Source organism: Sphingobacterium corticibacterium (assembly GCF_004208525.1).
Lineage (GTDB): Bacteria > Bacteroidota > Bacteroidia > Sphingobacteriales > Sphingobacteriaceae > Sphingobacterium > Sphingobacterium corticibacterium.
In genome coordinates this window covers 373,121-397,842 of record NZ_SGIT01000003.1, presented here as the reverse complement: position 1 = coordinate 397,842, position 24,722 = coordinate 373,121, and the positions used below count along the sequence as shown (strand labels likewise).

Sequence of the window (24,722 nt, the reverse complement as noted above, 5' to 3'; positions counted from 1 at the left end):
TTTACCCTTTCTGGAAAATCGTGTAACCCTTTTTAGTACATGTGCTCACGTTTTTTGAAAAACCATCTCCGATAGTAAAATACGTAATCCCTTATGTAAAATAAGGGATTCCCTTTAGACCATAGGTGATCCCCTTTCGATGAAAGGTGTGCCCTTTTGCCTACAACGTGAACACCTGTTGCAGATCCGTTTTCCCATATGCCGAACAGGTGTTCCCTTTTCTCCAACATGTGATCCCTTTTCTCCAACATGTGATCCCTTTTTTCAAAGATGTGATCCCTTTTCTCGAAAAGGTGTTCCCTTTCTTGTGTTTTGTGTTCCCTTTTCGTAAACAAGGGAAATCGAAATGCAAAAAAGGTTTCTGTTTAACGGCCGTTTTAGGAGTGGACTGTCTCATTTTGACATTTGGACTGTCTCAGTTTGTCTCAAAAACATATTGCCTGTTCCACTTTGTCCCAGTTCTGGTTTGGTATGCGGTATCAGGCTATGTTTGCTCCAAGATGATATCCGGAGATCATCGAAATAAAAAAATGTTGAACCGGGGGAAACCCCTTAAAGAAAAAAAAATGAGAACAAAGAGAGTATTATTGGATTATTCCGAACTGTATGACCACGAGTTGAATACCTTGGCCGGCAGAGTGTTGGATTGTTTGGATGGGCATCCCGTGCTTACCGAACCGCCGGTAACCGTGGGGATACTCGAGGAACAAGCAGCTGATTTTCGGACGAAATGGCAAATAGCGTCTAATGGAGGAAGCTCGTTACAACGCGCGGAAAAAAACGATGCTAAGGCCGTATTATCACGAAGCCTGAAGGACATTGCGTTTTATGTAAACAAAGTGGCGGCGGGTTCCCGATCGGTGTTGTTGAGCTCTGGGCTTTTGCTGGAAGCGGATCCTAAGCCATCGCGAGCACCGCAGCAGGTTACGGGAGTAACATTGGCTGACGGAAGGCAAAAAAACCAGTTGTTGTTAGGATTCCAGTCTTTACGCGGTAAAGCCCTGTTTTATGAGTATGAGTTTGCTGAAGAGCTGGATGGGGATGGTATGCCAGATTGGAGACCCGCATTCCTAACGAGCGACAGCCGGGGAAATGTCTACGCGCCTACAATTCCCGGAAGAACTTACTATGTCCGTGTGCGTGCGCGCAATAAAAAAGGGATTGGCGATTGGAGCGAAACCGTATCCATATTGGCAAGATAGAGCCGCTGTACACTAGTTAGAAATGATAAGAGCCCCCCGAAAGGGGGCCTTTTAAGAAAGAAAACACTTTTTAAAATGAAAACACTACAAACAAAAACACCATGGCTTATCGAGGATATAGCCTTGGAACTTTCGGTAAAACACAAGATAGGGCTGGCAATGCTTGCGCTCGTGGGCATATTTATTTTTGCCGGCACCATATTGCAGGTCATCGATCCGACGGCAGCGGTACTGGATATCGGTATCCTATCGGTGCTGTTGATGGGACTGCTTGGCGGAATGGCAGCCGTGTTCTGCAGTCTTTGGCTACAGGAAATCCTCTGGCAGCGGTTCAAATTCTTCCGTAAAAAACTCTTCTATCACCTTGAACAACTAACATCATGGCAACAATGTATCCTTTATTTCTCGGTATTCTTTTTATTGCTGTATGCAGCCATCTGGATGCTGTCGATCGTACTGTAAACCCGCCAGCTTCTTTGCACCAGGAAGTTGTCAGTCGTCTGCGGCGTTCGCGGATTATCGAAATCGCTGCAGCCGAGATTGGGGTGCGGGAGGCCACCGGCAATAACGATGGGGGGCGTGTGGAGGCGTATCTGGCCTACACCGGCTTACGCAAGGGGCATGCCTGGTGCGCGGCGTTTGTCTCCTGGTGCTATGGGCGGGCAGGTTTCGCCGAACCCCGCAACCCCTGGAGCCCGGCACTGTTTCCCAATGCAAGGACATATTGTAGGGGTGGTGCCTGCGACGATCTGAAAATAAGTGCGAAGGTAAAACCTGCCGACATATTTGGTATCTATAGCCATAGTGCGAAGCGGATCAACCACGTAGGGCTGGTGTGGCGTATGGAACGAAATTATATCCTTACGATAGAGGGCAATGCAGAGAACAGGGTGCTGTCAAAAAGAAGGCATCTATCAACGGTTCAAGCGCTATCAAATTGGATTACGGATGGGAATAAAAATCATTAACAATGAAACATATACTCATTTCATGCATCATCATAAGCTTGGTCTCCTGCCGTTCATCGCGGGAGAAAACACGCTTGGAAAATAGCTGGAACAGTTTGTCGGAAAGCCGTAAAGGCATTCGGTACGGTTTCGAGCTTATCGAAAAAGATAGCCAAAACCGGATGTGGTATTTTGCTACGGACAGTATGCTGTCTTTTCATCCCGATTACGGATTGTTTAGCAAGGGAGGGCAGCTCTATATCCATGAAAGTCGAATCGGCCTGCAGCAGTTGCAGGTCGAGGTTGACTCGCTCGAGCAGAAGCGGACGGAAATAGCCACGAAGACACGGGAGGTTGAATCGCGAACCCGGTACAGCACTCCATGGTGGTTTTGGGGATTGGGTGGGTTAAGCATTATCGCCGCAATAGGTGCGACAGTCAGTTACCTGGTAAGTAGATTGCTGGATGGTAGGCGATCGCGCCGACGGCGTTGACCAATGGATAAATCATAATATAGAAAAAAGCTCTCGGAATTCGTTTTCCGGGGGCTTTTTTAATTTCGATGAGCATGCCAACAAAGACTTTACGGGAAACAAGCGCTCTGTGTAGATCGCCTGAAATTGTTCTCCAATAATTCCAGCTCCTTATGTCTATTGTAGAATTTCATTCTGAATGTACTTAACCATAATTAATGTAATGGACAGATAGTTGCCGGCTTGTAGATACACTTCTTTTGACGTTGACGAAAATTATGCCTGCCGAATTCGTTTTGCACCTTGACGATTCTTTTTCCGTTCCGTTGATGTTTCCAATTTTTCCTGCAGACGGTCGATGTATTCAAATATCAGTTCGGTATCCGTTCTCAAGCAACCAGTTAAAAACATTCAGATGCTTTACGCCGTTACGGTCTTGCGTAAATGAGTCGGTGGTTAGTAAATATTTCGGGTAGTTGTCATTAATTTTCTCCAAAGAGCCAAATTCTCGTTCTACGGTCTTCTCATTGGACATTTCCCAAGCTACTTGATAATATTCAATATCACCTTTGGGGGTTCTACAAACAAAATCTACTTCGGTATTTCGGGCTGTACCTGTCCAGATTTTATTGCCTCTACGTAACAACTCCAGATAAACGATGTTTTCTAATATATGCCCTCTGTCGGTCGTACGTTCTTTACCAGTTAAAACATTAAGCAAACCTGTATCAACCAAATAGTACTTTTCCTGCGTAGCCAATTGTTTTTTACCTTTCAGGTCAAAACGGTTTACTTTATAAAACACAAAACTTGCTGTCAAATATTCCAAATACTTTTCTACGGTGGTGTTGTGCGTAGTTTGTCCATCCTGTTTCAAAGTCTTTGCGATATTTCCGGGCGAAAGCGGGTTTCCGATATTGGATGCAACGAATTTAACAATGTTTCCAAAAGCCCGTTTGTCGTTAATCTGATGACGTTGGGTAATGTCTTTTTCAACAATGGTGGTGTAAATGGCTTCGAGATATTCGTGGATAATATCGTAACCACCTTCACGTAATTCAACCCCTTTGGGCAAAGATGTTTCGTTGATGTAATCAAAGAAAAGAGCTTCGTAATTGAGGTATTTATTCGATGTGTCAATATCTCTTGCCGTTAAATATTCTTTGAACGAAAAGGGTAAAATAGAAATTTCGATGTATCGTCCGCTTAGTAGAGTTGCCAGTTCACCCGACAATAAAAAAGCATTTGACCCTGTGATGTAAACGTCTATATTCGGTTTTACAAACAATCCATCCACCAAACGCTCAAACTCGTTGACGTTTTGAATTTCATCTAAAAAAACATAGCTTGGTTTTGATCCATCTAAAGTCCCGATAATGTGTTCATACAAACCATCTAAATCGTTGAGAAATTTACGCAGTTCAAAATCTTCAAAATTCAGAAATACGATTTGACTGGCAGGTACACCCATTTCCACCAAGGTTTGACGGTAGAGTTCAAATAAAGTACTTTTTCCGCTTCTGCGTAATCCACTAACTACTTTGATAAGGTCTTTATCTTTATAAGTCAATAATTTCGCTAGATATTCTTTACGGTTTGTGTAATTTCTCATATGCAAAGATACTCAATTAATCATTAAAACTTGTGATGTTTGCAAGTTTTAATGATTGCGCGCTTTCTCAACGCCCTCCATCGCTAGGACAAGAGACCAAGCTATAGTCCTCGTTGCCTGATATTGCGTTCAACCGGAAGATCCTTGACCAAAATACGATGAATATCTTCTATTCTTGCTGTGGTCAAGGGTACAACGTAATCGGGATTATCAATGATGAAGTTCAAGGCTTCTTTATGATTCAAGAGCATAGTGGCATCGTCTTTCGGTTTTCCAGCAGCAGTCTCCTTATCCTTTTATTTTTTTGACAAGGATCGCCCGCTCTACGCCTGTGATTTAAGAATAAATTTTTACCTTTGGCGGCATAAATACATCAGTTCCCAATGAACTACCTATCTACCTATAGTAAACACCTTCTTATAGGCGTATGGCTAATGCTGTGCGGCTTTGCAGACGTTCGGGCAGAGCTGCCCTACCGGCATGTGCAGGTGCTGAAGGGGGTAGACGACCAGCACGTGATGTTCAGCGTGGCGGAAAAGGATCCTTTTGGATCGATTTGGCTGGTGTCGGGGGGGGAACTGTATCGTTATGACGGTGTGCATGTCATTCCTTTTTCAAAGCTCTACGACGAAAAATTACCGTTTGATGAGGTGCAGACCTTAGCCATTGATCCTTGGGGGCGCATATGGCTGAATACGAGAAATGGAATCCTGATCTTTGATTTAAATACCTGGCGTTTTTGCTTCCACGAACATTTTGCCAAAACACTGACCGAGAGAAAAGCACTCGCATTCGGCCAAACCGACAAGGAGTTTCTGGTGGCAACCGACATTGGCGAAGTATGGCAGATCAGCCGGGATAGCAGCACATTGCTATTCACCTTCGTAGCCGATAAACATCGTGGGCGGCATACGGTAGGAAACTTATTTACCCTGGATGATGATTGTATTTGGTTAGCCGCCAGTGGCAAATTATATGCGTACAACCGCCATACGGCGAAATGTCGTAGAACAATAATTCCGGAAGATATAGATGATTGTATTGAAGACCTGTTGCCCGTGAAAGGTGGGGTGCTTATTCGGAACTACCGGGATGGCTACTATCTCTATGACGGGGAATTCCGGTTGACGGCCATACAAAGTGCGTACGATAACGATTTCACCAACTGGAATCATTGGGGCTTTGTGGAGGATGACCGGGTCATGCTATTCAACAATCACGGCGAATACCTCGAACTATCCCGGGATACGGCCCTCACCGTGCGGAAAAGGGGCTTCCACCGTCTGGCGGAACACGTGCTGTACAAACGGCTGAACGCTTGGAGACGGCTTGGCGATGAATGGCTGCTGGCTACGGACGAAGGCTTGTATGCGCTCTTTCCCTCGTCGTTTGCTTTTGAACATGCGGCATATGGAAGTGCTAGGGGGATGTTTCGGCAAAACGACCACTATTACTTCGGCGGTTATGGCTTTCTCCATCGCATGCCGTTACAGGGAAGCGTGACGGCCTATCGAAATGCACCCGAAAGAAATTACTACGCCAGTTATATGTGGCATCAGGACACAACCTATCTCGCCTTGGAAACCGGCTTTCTGGGGCGGATGGTGGATGGTCGATTAACCGTTTTGCAGCCGACGGTACCCAAGGAATATGCGCATAAGTTCTCTGATCTGAGCTACTGTCTAACGGCATATAAAGGGGCTAGTTTGCTGGTGGGGACATCGAACGGGATATGGCAATATGATCTACAGACAAACCGGGCCACACCCTTACGAGATAGCAATGGTACGTTTTTCAGTGATAAAAGACGGGTGCTATCGATCCATTATCTACAAGGTAGACTAACGTATTCCACGGAAGACGGATATTACAGGTTTGACGGACATCATCCTACCAAAGGCTACCCAGAAGGAGGACAACAGTTAATGATTTATGACCATGTTGTCGACGAGGGGAAGGTGTATTTGGCCACAAAAGGACGTGGTATTGTCGTGTTAACGGATTCGGGAAGCCGAAGCATTGATGTGCAGCAGGGACTCGGCAGCAATACGGTATATCAGCTGTTTGCGTTTGACGGAATCTTATTTGCCGGAACACATCGCGGGTTGTCGCTCGTCAGTGATAACCGTATTTTTAACTATCGCACCAATGATGGTCTACCCTTTGAAGAGTTTAATCATCAGGCGATCTTTTATGATACCGTAGCGCAACGCTTGTTTATGGGCGGAATAGGCGGTTATATCTTCTTTGATCCGAACGAAATGGTAAAGGCCGCTAACCAGCGGGATGTGATCCCGGAACCCCGGATTGTGGCGCTGCGCGTCGGCTTGACCGGGAACAGGTACCAAGATTATTATGCCGCCGATGCCTTGCGCGATACCATGGTGTTATCCGAAGATGCTCTGACCTTTAACATGGATTTTGCACGCCCAAACGATTATAGACATAGCTATCAGGTGTCTTATAAAATTGATCCGCTCATGGATGGATTCCAACCAATGGCTTCGTCTGGTCAGATTACCTTGGTAGGATTGCGCCCGGGCGAGTACCGGGTGCATGTCAGGACATGGTCGACGAATGGTGGTTTTGAAAAAACCTGGACGTGGCTGCTGATCAAGCAGCCGGCGTTTTTTGAAACACAGGGTTTCTATGCCTTGGTATTGTTGAGTATTGCGGGGCTCGTGTCCTTTGTTATCCTGCAACGTGCGAAAAGAATGAAAGATGAAAAGGCATTACGCAAGCAGATTTCCCGCGATCTCCATGATGAAGTGGGAGGCCTCTTAACGGGTATATCGATGCAGGCAGACCTCTTGTCGATGGACGTGGTGCAGGATAAACAGTCCAGCGCGGCATCCATCGGAAAGTACAGCCGCGAAGCGGTGCAAATGATGGACGATATCATTTGGGCGATCGATGTGCGCAATAACTATCAAGGGAGTCTGCAGGAGCGTATGGAGTATCTCGCCTTTCAGATGTTGGACCCGAAGGGAATCCGGGTGCTTTTTGATAGCGATACCAAAACAGATCGTGAAATCCCACAAATTGTACGACAGAATACCTATCTGTTATTTAAGGAGATCTTACATAATATTGTGAAGCACGCGCAGCCTGAATGGGTATCGATCACCGTAAGGATGCATGCGAAACAGCTGCTGATGGATGTCCGTAATAATGGGGTGAAACAGCCGGCGCAGGAAAATATGCGCAGAAAAGGCCAAGGAACACGCAATATGGAAACGAGAGCGCGGCAAATGAACGCCAACTTGATTATTACACAGGACAACGACCTATATACCGTGCAGTTAAAGGTGAATTTACGGAATCTAATATGGAGAATATGACAGATTTTATAGCGGAATTCGGCATTCGGCAGGAGGAATGGCAAAGCTGGGGTATGTTCTTTGCCTTGTTGGGATTGTCGCTATCGGTCGCTGCTATTATAGGTTTTTGCTATTATGCGATCCGCTTTAACGACCGGCGCGTCCTGTTGATAACCCTGCTCGCTATAGCGTCTTTCTGGCACGCGTTCACCTATGCGCTCATTTTCACAGGCTTTATTCGGGCGGTACCGGAATGGTACAACAAGGGCATTGGCTTGTACTATCTCATCGCACCTTGTGCGTATTTTTTTGTTTTATTTTCTCTCTTTCCGCGGCTCAAATGGCCCCGATATCCGTGGCTGCATCTGTTGCCGTTTGTCTTTGGTGTCATAGACGCTATCCCCTATGCCATGGCTTCCATCGAAGAGAAAAGGGCATTGCTGGAACAGGTGGTATATGATATGCAGCTCGGGGTACGGCATGAATACGGCTATATCGAGCAGAAGTGGCATTATATCGCGAAGTTTTTCATGGCCTTTATCTACGTGATAGCGCAATGGAGACTAATCTATGTGCACGATATGGAATTCTCGTCCATTTCAGTTGCTGTTCGGCGAAATATCGTATATTTTAGTCTTGTCTATTCGGGGCAGCTCCTGCTGCAAGGAGGAATGGTAGTGAGTTTATTGTCCAATTCTTCGCAGAGCAGTTTCATCATGCAGAATATGGATCAATTGACGACGATTAGCTTCTTTTACCTGACACTCAGCTGTTGGTTGTTTCAGCACATGTGCCGGTTGGGCCTGCGCAGTGATGAAGTTGGGGTGATGAGGTACGCAAAAATGAATGGATAATGATGGAAATTAAAAATAGGGACGACGATGCTCCCAAAAAATATCGTTTGGCTATCGTAGAAGATCGCGAGCCGGTACTGGCAACGTTAAAGCTTTTTTTTGAAGCGAGTGCATCTTTCGACTTGCGCATTACAGCGCGCTCGTTCGAAGGGTTTACCGACGCCTGGAAAAATGAAACGCTGGATATCGTGTTGAGCGATATTGGCCTGCCCGGCAAATCGGGTATCGAGACAACTTGGTATATCAAAAGACGGATGCCGGAAGTACAGGTGGTGATGTTTACGGTGTTCGAAAACAAAGATGCCGTATTTCAGGCACTGCGTGCGGGGGCATCGGGCTATCTGCTGAAAAGCACGCCGCTACCGCAGATGGAGGAGCATCTGCTGGAGGTACTCTCCGGCGGATCGGTCATGAGTCCGCAGGTGGCCCGGCTGGTGTTTGACCATTTCAATCCCGTGGCGGGCAAAAGCCAGTATGAGAAGACGGCCCAGCTGACACCACGTGAAATTGAAATTATGACGATGCTGCAGCAGGGTGCCTCCTATAAGGAGGTGGCTACACAGTTATTTGTCAGCGTGGATACGGTAAAATACCATATCCGCAATATCTACCAGAAACTGCAGGTGTCGAGCCGTGCAGAACTTATTTTGAAGTATAAATAGACGGCCTATTTACGCGTATTTCTGGAATAGGTCGCGAAAAATCCCTGAAGACGATCGTTCGTCAGGCCCACAAGGAGACTATTAGATTTGTCCGTATAATAATGGACGTTATTACTGGAGCCCAAAAATTCGTATCGTTCGGCATAGAAGATCTTTCCTTCTTCTGTTCTGGCGTCGCTCCAAAATAAACTGACCGAGGTAAAGAGATCACCCTCGAAAAAATAGCGCGCACGAGACGTGTAGTCGGACGCGTCGGTATACACCAGTAAGTCTGACGCTTCATGGAGCAACTGTCTTTTTTCAAAATCTTTCACCACAGGTAGGGTTTCCCCAAACGCGATATAAGGCTCTATAACCCCCACGATGTTTGGCTCTACGACGACCCGCGCGGTGACAAACTCCCCAAGGGCTCTCCCGGTAACGGTTGTTTCCCCAATATGACGGGCTTCAAATTTACCGTCCCGTCCAACGACGCCCACAAATTCATCGCTGGACGACCATTCCACGTCGGAGACATTTCGGATGGAGAAATCAAACGTACCGTCATAACGCATAGTTACTTCTGTTTGATTAATAGTTAATGGAAGGTTGTCGTTTTTGCCGCAGCTGATGAGCAATATGGATAAGGCGATGCATAAGGTTAGTAATGGATTTTTCATGATATAATTTCTTTTGTTTCTCATCTGTTTTTGATTTGGTAGTTAAATCTGTTACAAATTAAGAAAGAGAGAAGGGTACATTTCCCACCCATGTGGGTAGTTTTGACCGGCCAGCAAAAAACCACCCACATGGGTGGGAAACTAGGAATTAGGGTTGTCTATGTTTGTATCAACATCTACTTATGAATTACATTTATTGAAAAACAAATATGCTATCTATTTTTAGTCGTAAACGCAGATATAACGATCTCAGCTGGCTGGAGGTCGATGTGCATAACCACCTGTTGCCCCGCTTGGACGACGGCAGTGCCTCGGTATCACAGAGTTTGGAGTTGCTGGCGGCGTTGACTAATCAGGGCATAAAACAATTTATCGCCACCCCACATATCTGGGATGGCATCTATCCGAACAACAAAGTCAGTATACAACGGTCCTGGGAAGAATTGCTGCAAGATGCCGATCTCCCGAGAAATCAGGTTCGCTACGCGGCCGAATATATGGCTGGCGAACAGCTGTTGGAAGATATTGATAATCCTTTAGTACCCTTGCTTTGCTTAGCAGGAGGGTATCTTCTGGTCGAAATGCCGCTTGCTAGTGAGAGTCCGTTTATTATGGATATCATCCGGAAGTTGACCGGCCGTGGTATCACCCCGATCTTAGCGCATCCCGAACGGTATATATACTACCAGCACGCCCCCAGTATCTTAAAAACATATAAGGATATGGGCTGTCTATTGCAGGTAAACCTGCTTTCCTGCTACGGTTATTACGGGCCCAGAGAACGGAATGTGGTGAAATACTTGGCCGGAAAAGGTATGGTAGACCTCGTCGGAACAAACGTACATGACCAGCGGCATGTGAAAGCCATGGAGCATTATGTGCGAAAAGAGGATGTATCCGGTTATTTTTTGGAAAAACTGCGTAATGCAGAGTTTCTCCTCGATTTAGGCTCAGACACGCGCTCGCGTAGAAAGATGCATGTCCATAATAAATACAGAACGGATGTATAGATCTGTTCAAACCCAGATGCCCTATGTGAGAACCTCGCTCATGCTGACGGATGCAATATGCTCGAATATAGCTTTCGTCGGGGCATTCTTCTGGGTACAATCCCATAGTCTGGTGACGGAAGAGGCCGTTTGGACAGACTTTTATGCCTTGTGGGTGCTGTTCAACCTAGTCAACGCTATCGCGGCACTGCACCTGCGTTTGTATGCAAGGAGTACCCTAAAGCGTTTGAACAAGCTCATGTACGCCACCTGGAAATCTGTTGTTACATTACTGCTGGTGTTTACGGGATGCACGCTGATCGAACATCGCTTCCCCGGTGTCGGTTATTTCTTGGTCGTCTTGGCCTCCCTGGTCATTGTATACGTCGCAGTATCCCGCTTTCTCCTCGCTTACCTGTATAGACGCCACGCCCGCGCCTCTGTAGAAACGTTATCGAAATATTAGTCCTGTCTCTCCGTTTTGCACGGTCACCGTGCAGAAAATGAATGTTTTTTCTGCAAAGAATATTTGGAAATATCCTATTAATATTTACCTTTGCCTCGTTATTTGTATTTAATCTAAATAGATGTGGGGCAATGGTAAGAACAAAATAATATAATCTAGCATAGCAACGACCCGAGAAGACGGCAATCTTTTCCGGCGTTGTTGGAGAGAAGAGGTCTGGCGGCAACCAGACCTCCGGACGGTAGATTACTCTACCACACTTTAATCGTCAAACTAAAGTAATGCAATATAATAAATTTTATACAGCCATGCTATTGGCTGTCGGGATTTTTGCATATAATCCTGCAGCAATTTTGGCTTCTACACCAAGCCATTCTAACAAAACTATTTTTCTACAGCAAGGGAGCACGCACCGTATAGTGGAGACTTTCATCTCGGGATATGTAAAGGACTCCTTCGGAAAAGCTATCGAAAATGCGACCGTTACCATTGTGGGATCGAATATCCAAACCAGCACCGATATAGATGGGTTTTACAAATTGGAAATCGGACAAAACCGCGACGTTCATGTGGAGGTGACTGTCGTAGGTTACGTGACGCAACGTGTGCTATTGAAGGACAACGAACTGTACAAAGACTTTCAGCTAAAAATAGACGATCGTGTTATTGAAGCCATTAGTGTAAAAGGCCAAACCGAAAACCAACGGCGCGTTCACGAAATAAAAAGATCGGGATTCAACGTGAGTGTTATTGATATGAACCAATATGCGAACCAAACCGCGAATGTCAATCAAATCCTCCGTACCGCACCCGGTGTTACGTTTAGAGAAGATGGCGGTTTGGGTTCAAATTTTGTTTTCCGCATCAATGGTTTGGCGGCTAAAATCTATATCGATGGTGTGCCGATGGATGATTTTGGCTCGTCCATGTCGTTGAATAATATCCCTGTCAACTTAGTGGACCGAATCGAGATCTATAAAGGCGTTGTTCCTGCATTTTTAGGCTCGGATGCCCTTGGTGGAGCGGTCAACATTATTACGAAGCAACGAAATAGGCACTTTCTCGATTTTAGTTATAGCTACGGCTCTTTCAATACGCACCAATCTTCTTTGGTTGGAATGTATACGAACCCGAAGAATAAACTTTCGATCCGTACCAATGCCTTCTACAACTATTCGGATAACAATTACAAAATGTACACGGAAAAAGAATACGGTGTTGTCTTTGAAAAAGTGGTCAATAATAAATTTGTCCCTATCGACGAAGTCAAACGTTTCAAGGATCGGTATTATTCCGCTATGGGGCAGGTAGAAGTGGGTTTGCGCGATAAGAGCTGGGCAGATCAATTCTTTGTTGGATTGACGTATTCCGCAAATAACAAGGAGAATCAACTTGGTGCTACGATCAATACAGTGTATGGTGGCAATTGGCGGGAATCAACCTACATCATGCCGACGATCAGTTATAAAAAGCAAAATTTCATCGTGGACCGGTTATATGCGGATATCTATGCAAACTACGGCTATGATGTATCGCGTGTCAGAGATACGGCTAGCTTTAATTATGAATGGGGTGGAGCTCCCATACCGAACACAACAGGACAAGCGCCAAATGAGCCCGTTCACATCCGCTACAACACAAACAGCTTGCTCGGTAGGTTGAATTTCAACTATGATTTTGATGAAAGTCGGAATCAGAGTTTAAACCTAAACTATAATGTCAATACCAATGACCGTCAGTCTTATGACATTATTTTAAATAATAACACGTCGGGATTACCAAGCGACATGGTCAGGCATATCGTGGGTTTGGCCTGGCAAAGTCAATGGCTGGATAAGCGTTTGGTCAATAACATTGCCGTCAAATACTATGGGCTGGATACGTATAAGCAAGAAGATCAGCGCGTATTTGGCGAATATGATGAGGTGTTAAGTGGCGACATTGTTTCGCAATCAAAATATTTTGGCTACCAAGGCTATAGTTTAGCTTCCCGTTACCGGATTTTTAAAGATGGCGGGGTAAAATTCTCGGCGGAACGGGCATATAACATGCCGTCGATGAATGCGCTATACGGTGATGGTCAAAACTACTTGGCCAACTGGGACATTAAACCCGAACGTAGCGATAACCTCAATGGCGGGTTTTATTACAATACGTTCCTGAACGACGATCATTTTATAAATTTTGATATCTCTGGTTTTTACCGCTTGGCACAGGATTACATCAATGTAAGGGTCGTGGCCGACAACGAACGGGATAAATATCAATATTACAATATTCCGGGCGTGAAATTGTATGGAGGTGATATCGAGCTGCGGTACGGTTATAAAGACATGATTACCGCATCCCTCAACGGCAGCTATGACAAGGCTATCGACAATCAACAATATACGGATGACACCAACCAGCAACAGAGCATAACTTACGGGTATCAGATACCGAACCGTCCTTGGACATATGGTAACCTGGATCTTGGCTTTGCACAGAACGACTGGTTCGAAAAAGGTAGCCGTACGCAAATAACCTGGAATACGCAGTATACCAAATGGTTCTATCTAAGCGATAGCCATCTCGGTTCGCTGGCTTCCAAAAATTATATCCCGACACAATTAGTCCACTCGTTGATCGTCAGCTATTCGTGGAATCGCAACCGCTATAATATTTCTGGCGAGGTCAGGAATTTATTGGATGAACGCGCGTATGACAACTTTCGCCTGCAAAGGCCAGGGCGGGCATTTTATATGAAATTTAGAATATCATTATTATAATTTAACATCATCAATATGAAGAAAAATAGACTATTTGGCTATGTTGCCCTTGCAACAATCCTATTCTCCGCGTGTGAAGATAGCCCGAATGTTCCAGATGTACCCGGCGTAGAAGACTCCGAGTATGCCGTATGGGTAGCCACTGAAAACGGATCGTATCTACTGACGACCGACGAGATTATGAAAGACACGTTGTTGTCTCCGCAGAATAACAAAGGGATCGATATCACCGGTTACCTTCCGCAGGCGCGTTACGCGGGATACGCCTATTTCTTTAATGGCTACTATTACATGTCCAATGATGGTACGCGTTTCAGCAAGTTACAAATCAACGAAAAAGGAGATGAACTCGTCGAGGTGGATAATTATGCGTTCCCAGGATACTTCTATCTTGGAAAAGTCGCGAGCCAATTGAGTACAACAGACGAGATTGTTTTCACGTCAACAGGTGCCAGCGATCCTGACCCGGAAAAGAAAGTATTTGAAAAAGATATTTACTTTATGAATACAAAGGATATGACGATCAATAAGACATTAAAAGCTCAGATTCCAACCTTGGATTACACGGTGTACAAACCAGATGGAACGGTCGATCCAACCATTCTTAATGTCACCAGTGCACGCATTAGCGACGGGAAAGCTTATTTCGGACTGTTCTATTATACGTTCGATTACAAGCCGGTAAACCAAAATGCGTATGTGTATATCTGTGATTATCCGAGTATGGAAAACGGACATATTATGAGCGATGATCGGGCAAGTTACGTAGCGGGTCACTGGCAACGCGAAAATTATTCGTTTTTGGATGACAATAATAACCTATATGTCTTGACAAGAGGTAAAACCGATGGTACCTACGCGCTACTTCGTGTCAATAACGGCGCAACGGAATTTGACAAAGACTACATCTTCGACTTGAAAGATTATGCCGTAAGAGGTGGTGACCTTTCTTGGTTAGGCGAAGGTAAGGCGTATATAAGACCTTATGTGATCGATGTAGCCAGCAAAAAAATCGTGGCAAACTTAGATGAGATGACAGGAGGCGAAGCAAAGAGCTCCATCAATCTCATACAAGATGGCAACCTATACACCGGCGTTAAAACAACCGCATCGAAATGGTTTATCTATGAGTATAATATAGCGACAAACACGGTTAAGCGAGGTGCTGAAATCGATCCTGGTATCACGCAGGTATACCATATCAACAAATTGAAGTAATTATCTATTGTTTGTTTCATGTGAAAGGGGGGCTGTACGTGTACAGTCCCCCTTTTCTGTTTTGCAATTTTATTCCGTAACAGGTTTCTTAATTATTTTCGGACCACGTACAGGTGCTGCCGAAACCTTACCGACATTTTTTTTGGCATTGTCCTGTTTCCCGCCATCCCGTTGTATCTTCACAAACGCTAGCAGCGCCACAACCGAAATAGCTATCCACAATAGATCAAAAAACAAGATATCGGTTTCGCCGGCAGCAAAGGTCTTCCAAATCCAGTTACCGCCATACAGCCCGTTCACAACCGGAATACAAAAACCCAATAGTGCACCTAATAGAAGTGTTTCCTTATTGGTGGCACGCAGATTTCGCCGGATAATATAAAATACGGAAAAGGCCAACCAGCTATAGAAATATACGGAATAGATAAAATCCTGATTCACCTCCGGATACACTTTTACAGCGATAAAAGTCAGTGCCGTCACGGGAAGCATGGTCAGGCAGATTGCTAAGAAGACATTACTTGCCCAAAAATTGAAGACGCGTTTACGTTTCGGTACATTATTCTTATCCCGCGCCACCAACCAGATCAGAATTCCGGAGATGATGACAACGCAGCCCATGATGCCTAATATGAAAAACGTAATTTTCACCGGATACCCCCCGAAATCGCCAAAATGCAGGTGGTAGATGATACTGGACACCTTGTCTTTGTAAGAAGACGCTGTATGCGGATCCTTCTCAAAGACCAATGCGTTGTCGTGAATGCGATATATCGCTTTTCCTTCTCCGGAGAAATTGAGTTTCGGATCCGGCTTGGCATGGACGATAAGGTGCATGCTTTCATCCCCGTAATTCTTGATGAAAATACGACTGAATGTAGCGCCGTTCCATTTTTGTTTCAATTCCGCCAGATAGGGTTGGATGTTGAAATCCTGATCGATAGGTTGGTATAGGTATTCGTAGGTCTGGCTATCCGAAAAACCTAAATCGAGGTAAAGTTCTTCCTGTTTGCCATCGTATAGGTAGTTGGTCAGCGGCTTTACGAGCACCCAATTGACGATCAGGATAATGCCGGTTAACGCAAAAATAAATTGGAAAGGGAAGCCAATGACACCCAATGCGGTGTGCATGTCGGTCCATACGGTTTTCCATTTGCTCCATGGACGGAATATAAAGAAATTGGATACGATTTTATCCCAATGCAACAATAACCCCGTAATAAGTGCGAAGAGAAATAAAAAAGATACGAGTCCAGCCACCGTATAGCCAAACGGCATGCCGATACGGATCGGAACCTGGTTCAGTTGGGCGAGGAAGTGCAACCGGTATAGAAATTCACCCATATCGTAACTTTCTGCATAGGTGCTCGCTTTTTCCTGGTGAAAATCATAATAGAAGAAACTTGCATCGCCGCCGCCCCGACGGCCGCGTCTTTGCCCTTCTGCGGGAGCCTGTTTCGGCTTGCTGACCGTGGTATCTTTGGATACGCTCATGTTTACGGAGGCCCCGAGCGAATGAGGCTGTAAGTAGAAGGTAATGTCCCTCCCTTGTAGATTATGGGTTTGCCGGAGCGAATCCAACAGGAAATCAAAGTCTTTTCCAACCTCCTTATTCGCCTCGTACGAGACGCCGTGTTGCCAAGCCTGTATCTCTTGCTTGAAAAAAGAAAAGGAGCCCGCAAAAAAGATTACATACAGGAGCGCACAGATAACAATCCCACTGATGGTATGCGTGTTGAAATAGATATTGTAATGACGTATGTTCATTGGTTTTAACCGTGTAAGAAATGAAAAAGGAGATAAAAAACGATAGCCATGACCGTGTAGATAAGCCAGACCCACCAGCCGTTCTTGGCTAGAAAGGCATATAGCAAGAGAACCGCCCACAGGACGTAACCCGATAAATAGGCGGTGATGACGACATCTTTTTCCTGAAAAACACAGGTCAGCATCAAATGGAAACTAATCATCACCAGATAGCCTCCCACAAAACCGCCCGTAATTTTTAGAAAGCGCTGGAAAGGACTGCTCAGGTATTTTTTATTTGCAGGCATAAAACAATAAACTAAAAGATGAATGTTTCGAAAACGATAGAGAAAGCAAAGAGCCCCAGCAGGTGTGTCCAGCGGATATAGTTTAATGGGTTCAATAACACCACAACACTGAGTGCCGCCATAATATAACCGCCAAACGCAAAAGTCCCGGATCCGAAACCTTGATCGAGGATAATGATGGCCCAGGAAAACATAAAAATCACCGAAGCGATGATTTTCGCTTTTTTGGCCGGTTGTGCGAGCCGTAACAGGCGCGGCGGAACCTTACCTACCTTCGCTTTTTTGGAGGTAATATAAAGCAAATAGCAGCCGACAAAGATGAAGAAGAAAAGCAAACTATACATTCTTTATTTAGATTTGATTTAAATAAAGGCAAAGATAGTTTATTTTGGAAAAAAAGCAACAAATCCTTATTTTTTTAACGAGGCTACATATTCGGAAGGCGTCATGCCAAACTGTTTGGCAAAGCTCCGACCAAACTGTGCCGACGAGTTAAAGCCGGTAATGGAGGCGATCTTTAAAATTTTAAAATGACCTTCTGCCAGTAACGAGGCCGCATGCTTGAGCCGCGTGATATTGATGAGCTCATGGGGCGATAGATTCGAAATGGCTTTTGTTTTCCGATACAGCGTAGATCGGCTCATATGCATAACATCGGCCAGAAAATCAACATCCAGGGTGGTGTTGGCCATGTTCTTGACGATCGTGTCATTTATTTTTTCCAGAAAAGCTTCATCGGCTTTATTATAGGCCATACTTTTGATATGGGCCAGGGGAGATTGTGCATAGTGGTTTTTAATTTTATCCCTTACGGTCAGGAGATTCACTATTTGCGTCAACAGATGGCTTGGCGAATAGGGCTTTTCGATGTAGGCATCCGCACCGACTTCCAGCCCCTCAATCTTCGCCTGCAGGCTATTTTTCGCCGTCAAAAGCACGACGGGTATATGCGCATGGTTGATATTTTTCTTGACGGTGGCACACAGTTCGAAACCATCCATACCCGGCATCAGCACATCGCTGATAATCAGCTGTACACTGATCTCCTCTAGTAAATCCAGGGCGGCTTGTGCATGATCAGCGGTATAGACGATAAAATCTCTTTTGAGGATGTTACTGGTAAACGTTCTGACCTCGGCATCATCTTCCACGAGTAAAATAACGGGGAGATTGGGTTCGTCGATGCCTAAGTTTAATTCTGGTACGTCCACTTCTTCCGCGGTGGACACCTGGCGGTCAATGGTATACTGTTGTTCTTGCTCTCTGGGAAGGGAAAGTTCAAAGCAAGTTTGTCCGTTGCGGTCGGGATGTAAGATCAAGGTACCCTTATGCAATTCGGTCAGTGATTTGGCCAACGACAGGCCGATACCTGATCCGGCTTTTGTTTTGGCGCTTTCTAACCGATAAAAAGGTTCAAATATTTTCTCCCGGTACTTATACGGGATCGGATCCCCATCGTTCATCACCGTAATCTGGAAGGTTTCCGCATCTGCTGAAGTTTTGATATGGACCGTGGAGGCGGCGTACTTCAACGCGTTATCCATGAGATTGCTCACGATCTTGGTCAGTGCTTCCGCATCGGCATAGACCCGTAACGGGGTTTGTTCTATGGCGACATGCAGCGAAATCGCCCGTTCGGCAACAGCTGGTTGAAAACGAGTACATATATCCCGCACGAGCGCGTTCACATCCAGTTGAACAAAGCTGAGGTTAAATCCCTTCTGCTCCGTTTTTCTAAAATCCAGCAATTGACGCGAAAGTTCCAAAAGCCGGTCGGTATTCTTTTTCATGATCGTCAGGTGCTCGCTGAATGGTGCCGCATCGGGGCTATGGTGGAGCATGTCTTCCAACGGGCCGTTGATCAACGTGAGGGGTGTCCGGATCTCATGGGTTACTTGCGTAAAAAAGTTAATTTTTGCGCGGTATAGCTCCTTCTCTTTCTGCGTCTCCCAGCGTTCTATCTTTTCACGGTGCTTGATCAGCACCCGTTTATGGTACTGTCGTATGATCGCCCAGGTTACACCCGCCAACAGAAGTGTATAGAAAAGGAGTGCCGGGGTGCTGGCCCAAAAGGGTGGTGCGATGATAATCTCCAGCTTCGTCACGGGGGCATCCCCGCCTTCACCGCCATTGGAAGCTTTGACCATAAAGGTGTATTTGCCTGGAGAGAGATCTGTAAAATATGCTTTTCGGTTGGTTTTGAGGTAGGTCCAATCATCATCAATGCCTTCCATACGGAATGCGTATTGGATCATATCCGGTGCGGTGAATCCCAGCGCCGCAAAATCAATACTAAAGTTCGACTGGGTATGGCTTAACCGGATGGCCTGAGAGAAGTTAAGGGGAAAATCGGCTTCCTGATTGTTGATTTGAAACCCGGTAATATAAACGTTAGATATCGCATGGTTCTCGCGGAAAGATGCCGGGTCAAAACGGATCATACCCTTCAAGCTTCCAAAATACATCGTGCCGTCCTGGTCTTTAAACGCCGAACCATAATTAAACTGATTACTGAGTAACCCATTGGATTTGCTGTATGTCCGTATGTGGCCGGTGGACGGATTAAACCGTACCAGTCCTTTCGCGGTACTGATCCATAAATGCCGTTGATGATCTTCCAGTATCTTATAAAAGGTATTGGTCGGGAAATTATCGTCTGTGGTATAGCGCTTGAAACGGGTTGATCCCCGCTGCAGCATACAGAGACCATTTTCGGTCGTTACCCACAGATTCCGGTCGCTATCCATAAACAACCCGTTGATTTCATTGCTACTGATGCCGGTGCTATCCTGTCCGTCGAACAGGTAGCTGCCGGATCGGTTCGTACGGGGGTTGAAGAAATGCAGGCCATCGCGAAGCGTTCCAGCCCAGACGGTACCATCGTCCTCCTCGAGCAGTGCGGTATAATGTTTATTGCCCGGCACTTCATTTAATAGTAGAAAATCATCGGTATCGGCATGGTATCGATACAGTCCGAAAGCCGTGCCCACCAATAATTCGCCTTGCTTGGTGGCGAGTAAACTTTCTATAAAATTATGCTTGAACTGGTTGGGTGCAGGACCGGCTTTATACCGTTTGATAACTTTCGACGTATGGATATCAAGTACGTCTAAACCATGCTCAAAGGTGCCTATCCACAGCTGGTCGCGGTATATGGCCAGTCCGTGGATGTTGGAGTGCGAAAGACCGTTGTTCGCTGTCGTCAGATTTTCAAACGTGTTCGTCTGGGGATTGAATTTGTTGAGACCGGCATCCTCGGTACCAATCCAGAAATTTCCGTTTTTATCCTGTACAATCTCCCGTACGGCATCGCCCTGTATACTATTCTCGCCCGACTTGGGGTAGTAGGTCGCAAAAGGGGTGTATGGCTGCGGGTAATAACTCAATCCGCCAAAATAGGTGCCACACCAAATACCGCCTTCTTTATCCTTGGTGAGTGTATACACGGCATTATCCGAAAGCGAATACGGATCATGGAGGTTATTCCGCAAATGGGTATACTGCTGATTTTTGATATGATAAACATATATACCCGACTCCGTTGCCATCCAATATTCGTCCGTACCCGTTTTTAAAAAGTCCCGTGCAAAGACGAGGGATTGATCGACATTTTTTATCGGGATATCGGTTGATTGCCGGGTCGCCAGATCAAATAACTTAATACCTTGGCTGGATGTGGCGACAAATAACCGGCCATCGCCGGTGTCCTCGATCTTTTCGATCCAGCGGGTTACGACCGGCGTGGTTTCATCAAAAATAGCGAAATTTTCAAATCCATCGTTATCCTCCTGATAGCGCTGCACAAAACCGCGCGCGGTAGAAACCCATACGTCATTATCCTTGGTGATCGTAATCGACGTGATTTCGCCATACTCCCCGTGCTCGAAAGCGGTTACCTGTTGCTGTTGGGGAGTATACCGTTGTAACGCGTTAGCGGCTAGGAACCAAATATTCCCTTTCCCATCAGTCTGCAGATGCGTAATATCTTTATCTTTTGTTTCGGGTACGGCGGCAAAGCTATCCTTGTGGGGATCATACCGGTAAAGGCCTTTCAATGTGCCCACCCAGATCAGGCCATTTTCATCTTCCAATAACGAATGTATAAAATTATGGCCTAAGCTACCAGCTTGTTTCGGATCGTGCCGATATACCCGAAAATGATATCCGTCAAATCGGTTAAGGCCATTTTTGGTGCCAAACCACATAAAACCGTACTGATCTTGTAGGCTACACATCACGGTGTTGTGGGATAATCCGTTCTCTACGTGGTAGTGTCTAAAGTTAAAAGACTGACCAATTAAAGAGAGACTAACCATCAGGAGAGCCCAAAACGTACATAAGGTTTTCATCGTTTGCTGGTAGCCGTTCATCATCGATTAAATTTTAAGCAAAATAATGCAAAAGCTTTATAATTCCGCTCAAACAGCCTCAAAATAGGCATAATTGATACGTATTGCATACATTTTGAACCAATACGTGCTTCGATATTAACGTACTTCGCTGTTACCAATTTTAAATTTATAGTCATATGAACAAGATCATTATTGTTTTTATTGTATGTATGCATGTGTTTGCCTTACATGCACAGATTACAGGAACCGTCTGGGATAAAGACGGACCATTAAAAGGTGTTGCCGTTGCGGTGAAAGGTAGCAGCACGGCTACACAAAGTGACCAGGACGGTCATTTTCGTATTGCTGCCGACCCGGCTGCCGTACCGGTGTTGGTGTTTTCGCATATCGGCTACCTGACCCAATCGGTTACCGTATCCGGCACACAACCGCTGCAGGTGATCCTGCAAGTGGCAAATACGGATCTCGATGAGGTGGTCGTTGTCGGTTATGGTACCCAACGTAAACAGGACCTCACCGGCGCGGTGTCCGTCGTGAAAGTCGCCGATGTACAGAAAAGGCAGGCCACGACGGTTGCGGAATCCCTCCAAGGCTTAGCCACCGGTATCCGGGTACGCGGCGGCGGACGTCCCGGTTCGGAAGCGCAGATCCAGATCCGGGGGCTGAAAAATTTTTCGGGCACACCACCCTTATACGTGGTCGATGGACTGATTACGACGGCCAACCGGGATTTCAATCCGAGCGACATCGAATCCATCCAAATCCTGAAAGATGCATCTGCTGCAGCGATCTACGGCTCGCGGGCAGCAAATGGGGTGATTATCATCACCACCAAACGGGGGCAGCAGGGGCCTGCGCAGATCGAAGTCTCGGCGAAATCTACCCTGCAAACGACCCCGCGGTATAATCTGGCAAAGACCGAAGAATTTGCCCGGTTAAACTACATGGCTTATGACAACGCCAATGTTCCCCGGCAAGATCTGGACATGACGGTAGATACGGACTGGCAGGATGCGGCTTTCCGTACCGGAAAAGTGCAGGAGTATTCGGCGAGTTTCTCCGGTGGTGGTGAAGGGGGCAACTATTTCATTTCCGGTGGCTATTTCGATAACAAAGGAGCGGTTATCAGTACGGATTTTAACCGGTTTAATTTCCGGGTAAACACGGTCAGTAAAAAAGGAATCTTTACCATCGGTGAAAATTTAGCCATCAGTAACGCCAAAGCGGACGAAATGTCGGGCAACCCGTATATTGATGTGCTCCGCTTATTGCCAACGATTCCGGTCTATAATCCAGACAATCCAGGTGGCTATGGCTACGGTGATGAACGCCGCGCGCGTACCTTCGGGTCAAACCCGGTCGCTATTGCCGATCTGGATGATAGAACGAATGCGAATCTCCGCATCCGCGGTAACCTCTTTTCGGAATTGCAGTTGCTGCCTTCGTTAAAATACCGCTTCAACTTGGGGTATGAAACCAGCCGGGACCATCACACCTACTTAAGAAAGGCGGGCAGCTGGACATTAAACCAACCTCTAGACCCGTCACAATACCATGAGAATAGAGCGGAATCGTCGACGGTCCTTGTCGAAAACACGCTTTCTTTTGAAAAGGAATTTAATGCACATCGGTTGAACGTGTTGGCAGGGCAATCCTATCAGCGGGACCGCTATGCGCAAATGTGGGGAACCAAACGCAATATGTTGGAAAATCCGAACGGCGGTTATTATACGGTGCTTGATCAAGGGAACGAACCGCAAACGGGCGGATTCGCAAACCGGACAGATATCATCTCCTATTTCGGGCGCTTTGAGTACAATTATGCCGATAAATACTTGGTGAATGGTATTATCCGTACCGATGGTGCTTCCCGCTTTGGAAACAATTATAAATTCGGCACGTTCCCCTCTATTTCCGGAGCGTGGCGGATCAGTCAGGAAGATTTTTTCCAGGCTTCCTGGATCAACGATCTGAAGGTGCGGGCGAATTACGGAACCTTGGGTAGCAGCAACATTGGCCCGTACGATTATATCCCGGTCGTCAATACCTTCCCCACGATCGCAATGGGCCCTGGGCAGGTGATTTTACCGGGTGCAACACAGGTGAAGCTGGCCAACCACGATCTTCGCTGGGAGACGCTCATACAGCAAAACTATGGTTTTGACGCGGCGTTCCTGAACAACCGGATTAACGTCAGTGCCGAATATTTTATTTCCAAAACCAAGGATGTGCTGCTCCAATACCCCTTATTATTGTCTACCGGAAACGATGGTGGCAACCCTTTTACCAATGGGGCTACGCTGAGCAACCGGGGTATGGAGCTGTCGGTCACGTACCAGGAGAATACCAAACCTTTCCAGTATAGTGTGACCGCAAATATCAAGAAATTGCGGAACCGGGTAGTTGATCTGGGCTATGGCCAAAACCGAACATTCTCGGGGAATACCGTTACCGAGAAAGGCCAGCCGATCGGGATGTGGTATGTGCTCGAAACCGACGGCATTTTCCAAAATATCGAGGAGATCAACAGCTATCAGAATGCAGAGGGCCGGGTGATCCAACCGAATGCACAGCCGGGTGATATCCGTTTCAAGGACCATAACGGCGACGGTACGATCACCAATGCCGATAAAACCATTGTCGGCGATGCGTGGGCAGATTATGAGATGGGCTTAAATATGAACGCTTCCTATAAGCAATTCTCTTTCAGCATGGATTGGTTTGGATCGTTCGGGGCGACGGTGTTTAACGGCCCGCGGAGCGTAATGGATATGTTTTCCGACAATACGAACTATCGTGCCGATATACAACCTTGGACACCAGAAAACCCGAATACAGACGTGCCACGTGCTTATTATGCGAGTACGATCAACGCGCGGGGGGATACCGACCGCTGGTTGGAAGACGGCAGCTTTGTCCGTTTAAAATATATCGGTGTTAGCTATCGCCTGCCGAGCAGCTTATTGGACAAGATTTATTTCAGCGAAGCACAGGTGACCCTATCTGGACAGAACTTACTCACGTTTACCAAATATACGGGGCTTGATCCGGAGTTCAACAACAGCAATATTTTTCAGAAAGGACACGATTTCGGCGTATTCCCGAATCTGAGAACGGTTTCATTAGGTGTACAATTTAGATTTTAA

At 46.0% G+C, this 24,722-nt stretch carries 19 protein-coding genes; 12 read left to right on the top strand and 7 right to left on the bottom strand.

Going from position 1 to position 24,722, the window contains the following annotated elements:
- Positions 1–566: 566 nt before the first annotated feature.
- The 4 genes from EWE74_RS16515 (at position 567) to EWE74_RS16500 (ending at position 2,643) form a co-directional block, all read left to right on the top strand.
- The gene (locus tag EWE74_RS16515) at positions 567–1,202 is read left to right on the top strand and encodes a fibronectin type III domain-containing protein (RefSeq protein ID WP_130142756.1); all 636 of its coding nucleotides are present in this window, start codon (positions 567–569) and stop codon (positions 1,200–1,202) included.
- 75 nt (positions 1,203–1,277) lie between these two features.
- Positions 1,278–1,664: a hypothetical protein gene (locus EWE74_RS16510; RefSeq protein ID WP_130142755.1), complete on the top strand. Its 387-nt coding sequence runs from the start codon at positions 1,278–1,280 to the stop codon at positions 1,662–1,664.
- On the top strand, positions 1,583–2,170 hold the full coding sequence (locus EWE74_RS16505; protein WP_130142754.1) for a CHAP domain-containing protein: 588 nt from the start codon (positions 1,583–1,585) through the stop codon (positions 2,168–2,170). The genes EWE74_RS16510 and EWE74_RS16505 overlap by 82 nt, the downstream gene beginning before the upstream one ends.
- A 2-nt stretch (positions 2,171–2,172) precedes the next feature.
- Positions 2,173–2,643, top strand: a complete 471-nt coding sequence (locus tag EWE74_RS16500) for a hypothetical protein (RefSeq protein WP_130142753.1) — start codon at positions 2,173–2,175, stop codon at positions 2,641–2,643.
- 343 nt (positions 2,644–2,986) lie between these two features.
- On the opposite strand, the gene EWE74_RS16495 is transcribed toward EWE74_RS16500, so the two are convergent.
- A complete protein-coding gene (locus EWE74_RS16495; RefSeq protein ID WP_130142752.1) occupies positions 2,987–4,234 on the bottom strand; it encodes an ATP-binding protein in 1,248 nt (415 codons plus the stop codon).
- A 101-nt stretch (positions 4,235–4,335) separates the two neighbouring features.
- Positions 4,336–4,485 (bottom strand): hypothetical protein, encoded by a 150-nt coding sequence (locus EWE74_RS16490; RefSeq protein WP_206365283.1) that lies wholly within the window; start codon positions 4,483–4,485, stop codon positions 4,336–4,338.
- A gap of 132 nt (positions 4,486–4,617) precedes the next feature.
- Here EWE74_RS16490 and EWE74_RS16485 point away from each other — a divergent pair, with 132 nt between their 5' ends.
- Genes EWE74_RS16485 through EWE74_RS16475 form a run of 3 tightly spaced genes read left to right on the top strand, consistent with a single transcriptional unit; the run spans position 4,618 to position 9,070 of the window.
- Complete coding sequence (locus EWE74_RS16485) at positions 4,618–7,575, top strand: sensor histidine kinase (RefSeq protein ID WP_130142751.1); 2,958 nt, start codon at positions 4,618–4,620, stop codon at positions 7,573–7,575.
- Positions 7,572–8,408 (top strand): hypothetical protein, encoded by an 837-nt coding sequence (locus EWE74_RS16480; RefSeq protein ID WP_130142750.1) that lies wholly within the window; start codon positions 7,572–7,574, stop codon positions 8,406–8,408. The genes EWE74_RS16485 and EWE74_RS16480 overlap by 4 nt, the downstream gene beginning before the upstream one ends.
- Positions 8,408–9,070, top strand: coding sequence for a response regulator (locus tag EWE74_RS16475; RefSeq protein WP_130142749.1), 663 nt, complete (start codon positions 8,408–8,410; stop codon positions 9,068–9,070). The genes EWE74_RS16480 and EWE74_RS16475 overlap by 1 nt, the downstream gene beginning before the upstream one ends.
- 5 nt (positions 9,071–9,075) lie before the next feature.
- Here EWE74_RS16475 and EWE74_RS16470 read toward each other — a convergent pair whose 3' ends face one another.
- Positions 9,076–9,753, bottom strand: a complete 678-nt coding sequence (locus EWE74_RS16470; protein ID WP_130142748.1) for a hypothetical protein — start codon at positions 9,751–9,753, stop codon at positions 9,076–9,078.
- A 185-nt stretch (positions 9,754–9,938) separates the two neighbouring features.
- On the opposite strand from EWE74_RS16470, the gene EWE74_RS16465 reads away from it, so the two are divergent.
- From EWE74_RS16465 to EWE74_RS16450, 4 genes are all read left to right on the top strand, one after another.
- Positions 9,939–10,739, top strand: a complete 801-nt coding sequence (locus tag EWE74_RS16465) for a tyrosine-protein phosphatase (protein WP_130142746.1) — start codon at positions 9,939–9,941, stop codon at positions 10,737–10,739.
- Entirely contained in the window at positions 10,732–11,184 is a 453-nt protein-coding gene (locus tag EWE74_RS16460) for a hypothetical protein (protein WP_130142744.1), read from the top strand. The genes EWE74_RS16465 and EWE74_RS16460 overlap by 8 nt, the downstream gene beginning before the upstream one ends.
- A gap of 281 nt (positions 11,185–11,465) precedes the next feature.
- Complete coding sequence (locus EWE74_RS16455) at positions 11,466–13,952, top strand: TonB-dependent receptor (RefSeq protein WP_130142742.1); 2,487 nt, start codon at positions 11,466–11,468, stop codon at positions 13,950–13,952.
- A gap of 15 nt (positions 13,953–13,967) precedes the next feature.
- On the top strand, positions 13,968–15,170 hold the full coding sequence (locus EWE74_RS16450; protein ID WP_130142740.1) for a hypothetical protein: 1,203 nt from the start codon (positions 13,968–13,970) through the stop codon (positions 15,168–15,170).
- Between the two features lie 69 nt (positions 15,171–15,239).
- On the opposite strand, the gene EWE74_RS16445 is transcribed toward EWE74_RS16450, so the two are convergent.
- From EWE74_RS16445 to EWE74_RS16430, 4 genes are all read right to left on the bottom strand, one after another.
- Positions 15,240–16,937: a PepSY-associated TM helix domain-containing protein gene (locus tag EWE74_RS16445; RefSeq protein ID WP_130142738.1), complete on the bottom strand. Its 1,698-nt coding sequence runs from the start codon at positions 16,935–16,937 to the stop codon at positions 15,240–15,242.
- Between the two features lie 5 nt (positions 16,938–16,942).
- On the bottom strand, positions 16,943–17,224 hold the full coding sequence (locus EWE74_RS16440; protein WP_130142736.1) for a hypothetical protein: 282 nt from the start codon (positions 17,222–17,224) through the stop codon (positions 16,943–16,945).
- An 11-nt stretch (positions 17,225–17,235) separates the two neighbouring features.
- Entirely contained in the window at positions 17,236–17,568 is a 333-nt protein-coding gene (locus EWE74_RS16435; RefSeq protein WP_130142734.1) for a hypothetical protein, read from the bottom strand.
- Positions 17,569–17,634: 66 nt separating this feature from the next.
- On the bottom strand, positions 17,635–21,597 hold the full coding sequence (locus EWE74_RS16430; protein WP_130142732.1) for a hybrid sensor histidine kinase/response regulator transcription factor: 3,963 nt from the start codon (positions 21,595–21,597) through the stop codon (positions 17,635–17,637).
- Positions 21,598–21,752: 155 nt separating this feature from the next.
- Between EWE74_RS16430 and EWE74_RS16425 the strand changes: the two genes are divergently transcribed.
- Positions 21,753–24,722: a SusC/RagA family TonB-linked outer membrane protein gene (locus EWE74_RS16425; protein WP_206365282.1), complete on the top strand. Its 2,970-nt coding sequence runs from the start codon at positions 21,753–21,755 to the stop codon at positions 24,720–24,722.